Genomic DNA, 6,396 nt, shown 5'->3' on the forward strand with positions numbered 1-6,396 from the left:
TCAAGGCATGAGCGAGACACCCGAACCTCAGCCGACCCCGCCGCCCGCACCGGTGCCGCCCCCGCCGCCGCACCCCGAGCCGGTGAAGCCCCCGAGGCTCTACCTGGCCGCGGCGTGGGTGGTCATCGTCGCCGGGGTCGTCTTCATCATCTCCACCGTGTTCTTCGCCGGCGCCTTCGTCGTCGGGTACTACCACCACTGCCACCACCACGGCCAGATGTTCGGACCCGGGGGTGGCCCCGGCGGCCCCGGACCGGGCAATGGGCCGTGGGGACCGGGATACGGCCCCGGGCCGTGGGGGTCCGGCGGGCCCGGCCCTGGCGGCCCCTGGAATTCGGGCGGGCCCGGTCTGATCGTGCCCATGCCCCCCGGCGGCCCGGGCGGACCCGGCGGTCCGGCGGGCGGCCCCGGCCTGAGCGGTCCCGGTGGGCCGCCGGCCAGCCCGACGCCGATCGCACCCGCGCCCCGTCCGTAACGGGTGCGCGCGCACAGTTATTGGCGCGCGGGAATTTTCGTCGTCAAAGCCGAGCCCAGCAAATGAGGAGAGAGCGACATGACGGAGCGTTTCACCACCACTGACGCCGGGATCGCTGCGCCCAGCGACGACCAGTCGTTGACCGTCGGCCCGGACGGGCCGATCCTGCTGCAGGACCACTACCTGATCGAGCAGATGGCCCAATTCAACCGGGAGCGCATCCCCGAGCGTCAGCCGCACGCCAAGGGCGGCGGCGCCTTCGGCACCTTCGAGGTCACCAACGACGTCAGCAAGTACACCAGGGCCGCGGTCTTCCAGCCCGGCACCAAGACGGACATGCTCGCCCGGTTCTCCACCGTCGCCGGCGAGCGCGGCAGCCCGGACACCTGGCGTGACCCGCGCGGCTTCGCGCTGAAGTTCTACACCAGCGAGGGCAACTTCGACCTGGTCGGCAACAACACGCCCGTCTTCTTCATGCGCGACCCCTTGAAGTTCCAGCACTTCATCCGGTCGCAAAAACGCATGCAAGCAACGAATTTGCGCGACCACAACATGCAGTGGGACTTCTGGACGCTCTCACCGGAGTCGGCGCACCAGGTGACCTGGCTGATGGGTGACCGCGGAATCCCCAAGACATGGCGGCACATGAACGGCTACAGCAGCCACACCTACAGCTGGATCAACGCCGCGGGCGAGATCTTCTGGGTGAAGTACCACTTCATCACCGACCAGGGCATCGACTTCCTGCCCCAGGAGGACGCCGACCGGCTGGCCGGCGAGGACGGCGACTACCACCAGCGCGACCTCTACGAGGCGATCGAGGGCGGCAACCACCCCAGCTGGACGCTGAAGATGCAGATCATGCCGTACGAGGAGGCCCGCAACTACCGGTTCAACCCGTTCGACCTGACCAAGGTGTGGCCGCACGGCGACTATCCGTTGATCGACGTCGGCAAGATGACGCTGAACCGCAACGTCACCGACTATCACACCGAGATCGAGCAGGCCGCCTTCGAGCCGAACAACACCGTGCCCGGCACCGGGCTGAGCCCCGACAAGATGCTGCAGGCCCGCGGGTTCTCCTACTCCGACGCGCATCGCGCCCGGCTGGGGACCAACTACCGGCAGATCCCGGTCAACGAACCGAAGGTCGAGGTGAACAGCTACTCCAAGGACGGGGCGATGCGGATGAAGAACGTCTCCGACCCCGTTTATGCGCCCAACTCCTACGGCGGCCCGCACGCCGACCCGGCGCGCGCCGCCGAGGTGCGCTGGCACGCTGACGGCGACATGGTCCGCGCCGCGTACACGCTGCACCCCGAGGACGACGACTGGGGCCAGGCCGGCACCATGGTCCGCGAAGTCCTCGACGATGCGGCCCGGGACCGATTGGCGCACAACATCATTGGGCACGTCTCGAAGGGCGTCAAGGAGCCGGTGCTGTCGCGGGTGTTCGAGTACTGGCGCAACGTCGACCCCGACCTCGGCAAGTTGGTCGAGGAGGGCGTCCGGGCAAACGGGGGCTGACCGCAGGACATCTGCCTGGCATGATCGCTTGAATGACCATGCTGGTTCGCGCGGTGGCGCTCGCCATCGGCCTGGCCATCGAGGGCGCGGCCGCACTTCCGGTTGCGGCCGCGCACCCGTCGGACCCCGGGGTGGTGAACTACGCGGTCCTGGGCAAGGGATCGGTCGGCAACATCGTCGGCGGCCCCATGGGGTGGGAGTCGGTGTTCACCCAACCGGTGCAGGGCGACTGGGTGGACGTCCCGGTGTGTAACAACTGGGCCGACATCGGGTTGCCCGAGGTGTACAACGACCCCGACCTGGCGTCGTTCAACGGCGCCGTCACCCAGACGTCGGCCAGCGACCAGACCCACTTCGTCAAGCAGGCCGTCGGGGTGTTTGCCACCAACGACGCTGCCGATCGTGCCTTCCACCGCGTGGTGGATCGCACGGTGGGCTGCTCGGGCCAGACCACCGCGATGCACCTGGACAACGGCATCACGCAGGTATGGTCGTTCGACGGCGGGCCGCCGGGCCCTGCCGACGCGAACTGGACCAAGCAGGAGGCCGGCACCGATCGGCGGTGTTTCAATCAAACCAGGCTGCGCGAAAATGTGTTGCTGCAGGCCAAGGTCTGCCAGTCTGGCAACGCCGGGCCTGCGGTCAACGTGCTGGCAGGCGCGATGCAGAACGCGCTGGGCCAGTGAGCCGGGTCGTCGGGCCGGGTCCGGGCATGCTTGAGATTGGGCGCGAGCGGGAATATGTCGGAGCCATCTGTTAGATGAAGTAGTGGCGGTTACCGTTACCTCAACTATGCAGGGAACTGGACCGCTGGCGCGTGCTCAGGCTGGTCCAGGCCCGAAGGGATAGTGATATGACGTTTGCCGCTATCACTACCGCAGGCTCGGAGATGGCCGATTCCAAAGCCGCCGCGCACTACATCGCCGAGGGCTGCCTGGCGGATGGCCCGCTGGGCCGCGTGGGGCTGGAGGTGGAGGCCCACTGCCACGACCCGTCCGATCCGCACCGCAGGCCCGCCTGGAACGAGATCGCCGAAGTGCTGGCGTCGCTGCCGGCGTTACCCGGGGGCAGCCGGGTCACGGTGGAACCCGGCGGTGCGGTGGAGTTGTCCGGTCCGCCCGCCGACGGCGTGGTGGCCGCCATCGACGCGATGCGCCGCGACCAGGCCGTGCTGCGGTCGGCGTTCGCCGACGCCGGGCTCGGGCTGGTGTTCCTCGGGGCGGACCCGCTGCGGCCGCCCAAGCGCATCAATCCCGGCGGGCGCTACCGCGCCATGGAGCAGTTCTTCGCGTCCAGCCGCTCGGGTGAGGCGGGTGCGGCGATGATGACGTCCACCGCCTCCATTCAGGTCAACCTGGACGCCGGGCCGCGGGCCGGCTGGGCGGACCGGGTGCGGTTGGCGCACGCGCTGGGGCCCACCATGATCGCGATGGCGGCGAACTCCCCGATGCTGCGCGGCGAGTTCACCGGCTGGGCCTCCACCCGGCAGTGGGTGTGGGGCCAGATGGACTCGGCGCGGTGCGGTCCCATCCTGGGCGTCAGCGGTGACGACCCGGGCACCGACTGGGCGCGCTATGCGCTCAAGGCCCCGGTGATGCTGGTCAACTCGCCGGACGCCGCGGCGGTCACCCACTGGGTGCCGTTTGCCGACTGGGTGGACGGCCGGGTGCTGCTCGGCGATCGCCGCCCCACCATCGCTGACCTGGAATACCACCTGACCACCCTGTTTCCGCCGGTGCGGCCCAGGCAGTGGTTGGAAATCCGCTATCTCGACAGCGCGCCGGACGTCTTCTGGCCGGCCCTGGTGTTCACCCTGGTGGCTCTCCTCGACGACCCGGTGGCGGCGGGTGTCGCGGCCGAGGCGGTCGAGCCGGTGGCCACCGCCTGGGACACCGCGGCCCAGGCTGGTCTGCGTGACCGGCGGCTGTACGCCGCGGCCAACAAGTGCGTGGCCGCCGCCGCCGAGCTGGCACCGCCCGAACTCGCCGATTCGATGCAGCGGCTGGTCGACACCGTGCAGCGGGGCCGGTGTCCCGGCGACGACTTCGCCGACCAGGTGATCCGGCACGGCATCGCGGCCACGGTCTCCAGGGCGGCGCGACCCGCACGAGGGGGGCTGTGACTTTCCGCGGAAGTCTTGCCGACGATCTGGCGCGGGCGCGGGCGCGCACGTTGCGGCTGGTCGAGTTCGACGACGCCGAACTGTACCGGCAATACGACCCGCTGATGAGCCCGCTGGTGTGGGACCTGGCGCACATCGGCCAGCAAGAGGAGTTCTGGCTGCTGCGCGGCGGTGACGCCGGCCGGCCCGGCATGCTCCCGCCGGCGGTCGAGGGCCTCTACGACGCCTTCGTGCACTCCCGCGCCAGCCGGGTCGATCTGCCGCTGCTGTCCCCGGACCGCGCGCGGTCGTACTGCGCGACCGTGCGTGCCGCCGCGCTGGACGCCCTCGACGCCCTGCCCGACGACGCCGACAGCTTCGTGTACGCGATGGTGATCAGCCACGAGAACCAGCACGACGAGACGATGTTGCAGGCGTTGAACCTGCGCAGCGGCGCGCCGCTGCTGCGCGACACCGCGGCGTTGCCGACCGGGCGGCCCGGCCTGGCCGGCACCTCTGTGCTGGTGCCCGCCGGCCCGTTCGTGCTGGGCGTGGACGCGGTAAGCGAGCCGTACTCGTTGGACAACGAGCGCCCCGCCCACGTCGTCGACCTGCCCGCATTCCGTATCGGCCGGGTACCGGTCACCAACGGCGAATGGCGGCACTTCATGGCGGACGGCGGGTACTCCGACCCGCGCTGGTGGTCCGAGCGCGGTTGGGAGCATCGCTGGCAGGCGGGCCTGACCGCGCCGCAATTCTGGAGTTCCGACGGGCAGACGCGCACCCGGTTCGGCCACGTCGAGGACATTCCCGCCGACGAACCCGTGCAGCATGTCAGCTACTTCGAGGCACAGGCCTACGCCGCCTGGGCCGGCGCGCGGCTGCCCACCGAGGCGGAATGGGAGAAGGCCTGCGCATGGGATCCGGCCACCGACAGTCGGCGCCGCTACCCGTGGGGGGCGCAGGCGCCGACCGACGCCTTCGCCAACCTGGGTGGCGCCGCGCTGCGCCCGGCGCCCGTCGGCGCCTATCCCGTCGGCGCCTCGGCGTACGGGGCGGAGCAGATGCTCGGCGACGTGTGGGAGTGGACCTCCTCGCCGCTGCGGCCGTGGCCGGGTTTCGTCCCGATGATCTACGAGCGCTACTCGCAACCGTTCTTCGACGGCGACTACCGGGTGCTGCGCGGCGGCTCGTGGGCCGTGGAGTCCGCCATCCTGCGGCCGAGCTTCCGCAACTGGGATCATCCGATCCGGCGCCAGATCTTTTCCGGTGTCCGGTTGGCTTGGGACGTCGAGGATTTCGCCTGATGTGCCGTCACCTCGGCTGGCTCGGCGCCGGCGTCACCGTTTCGTCGCTGGTGCTGGATCCTCCGTGCGGACTGCGGGTGCAGTCGTATGCCCCGCGCCGGCAAAAACACGGCTTGCTCAACGCCGACGGTTGGGGCGTCGGGTTTTTCGACGTCTCTTCGGCGGGCACGGTGCCCCGCCGCTGGCGCAGCCGGGCCCCGCTCTGGGGTGACGTGTCGTTCGACTCCGTCGCCCCGGCGCTGCGCAGCCACTGCGTGGTGGCCGCGGTGCGCTCGGCGACGGTCGGGATGCCGATCGACGTCAGCGCGACGGCCCCGTTCACCGACGGCCGGTGGTTGTTGTCGCACAACGGGGTGGTCGACAGGGCGGTGCTGCCCGTGACAGCCCAGGCCGAATCGGTCTGTGACAGCGCGTTATTGGCGGCCGCCATCTTCGACCGCGGCCTCGACGCGCTCGGCGACACCATCACCGGGATAGCGGCGGCCGACCCGGACGCCAGGCTGAACATCCTGGCCGCCGACGGCGCTCGCCTGCTGGCGACCACCTGGGGAGACACCCTGTCGATCCTGCGCCGCCCGGACGGCGTCGTCCTGGCCAGCGAGCCCTACGACAACGACTCCGGTTGGGAGGACGTGCCGGACCGCCACCTCGTCGAGGTCACCGCGACGGGTGTCGCGCTGACCCCGCTGGATCAATCGGAAGGTTATCGATGACGCTGACCCTGTCCAACCACCTGGCCGCCGACTCCGCCGACCGCGCGTTGCGCAGCGACGTGCTCGACGGCCTGCGGCGGACGCCGAAATCGTTGCCCCCCAAGTGGTTCTACGATTCGCTGGGCAGCCACCTGTTCGACCAGATCACCCGGCTGCCCGAATACTATCCGACCCGCGCCGAGGCCGAGATCCTGCGCGCGCGGTCGGCCGAGATCGCGGGGGCCAGCGCGGCCGACACCCTGGTTGAGCTGGGCAGCGGAACGTCCGAGAAGA

7 protein-coding genes are annotated in these 6,396 nt (G+C 70.2%); all 7 read left to right on the plus strand.

From position 1 onward, the window contains the following. The first annotated feature begins 7 nt into the window (after positions 1-7). A complete protein-coding gene (locus tag A9X04_RS16240) occupies positions 8-475 on the plus strand; it encodes a hypothetical protein (RefSeq protein WP_067922334.1) in 468 nt (155 codons plus the stop codon). A 78-nt stretch (positions 476-553) separates the two neighbouring features. Beyond that, on the plus strand, positions 554-2,002 hold the full coding sequence (locus A9X04_RS16245) for a catalase (protein ID WP_067922312.1): 1,449 nt from the start codon (positions 554-556) through the stop codon (positions 2,000-2,002). A 38-nt stretch (positions 2,003-2,040) separates the two neighbouring features. Continuing rightward, complete coding sequence (locus A9X04_RS16250; RefSeq protein WP_197509189.1) at positions 2,041-2,688, plus strand: sensor domain-containing protein; 648 nt, start codon at positions 2,041-2,043, stop codon at positions 2,686-2,688. Between the two features lie 167 nt (positions 2,689-2,855). After that, positions 2,856-4,124, plus strand: a complete 1,269-nt coding sequence (gene egtA, locus A9X04_RS16255) for an ergothioneine biosynthesis glutamate--cysteine ligase EgtA (RefSeq protein WP_067922317.1) — start codon at positions 2,856-2,858, stop codon at positions 4,122-4,124. Continuing rightward, positions 4,121-5,410 (plus strand): ergothioneine biosynthesis protein EgtB, encoded by a 1,290-nt coding sequence (gene egtB / locus A9X04_RS16260; protein WP_067922320.1) that lies wholly within the window; start codon positions 4,121-4,123, stop codon positions 5,408-5,410. The genes egtA and egtB overlap by 4 nt, the downstream gene beginning before the upstream one ends. Beyond that, entirely contained in the window at positions 5,410-6,123 is a 714-nt protein-coding gene (egtC, locus tag A9X04_RS16265; RefSeq protein WP_067922323.1) for an ergothioneine biosynthesis protein EgtC, read from the plus strand. The genes egtB and egtC overlap by 1 nt, the downstream gene beginning before the upstream one ends. Further along, positions 6,120-6,396 (plus strand): L-histidine N(alpha)-methyltransferase (locus tag A9X04_RS16270; RefSeq protein WP_197509188.1); only part of this gene is annotated, 277 nt, incomplete at its 3' end. The genes egtC and A9X04_RS16270, both read left to right, overlap by 4 nt.

It is taken from the genome of Mycobacterium sp. E3247, from assembly GCF_001667785.1.
Lineage (GTDB): Bacteria > Actinomycetota > Actinomycetes > Mycobacteriales > Mycobacteriaceae > Mycobacterium.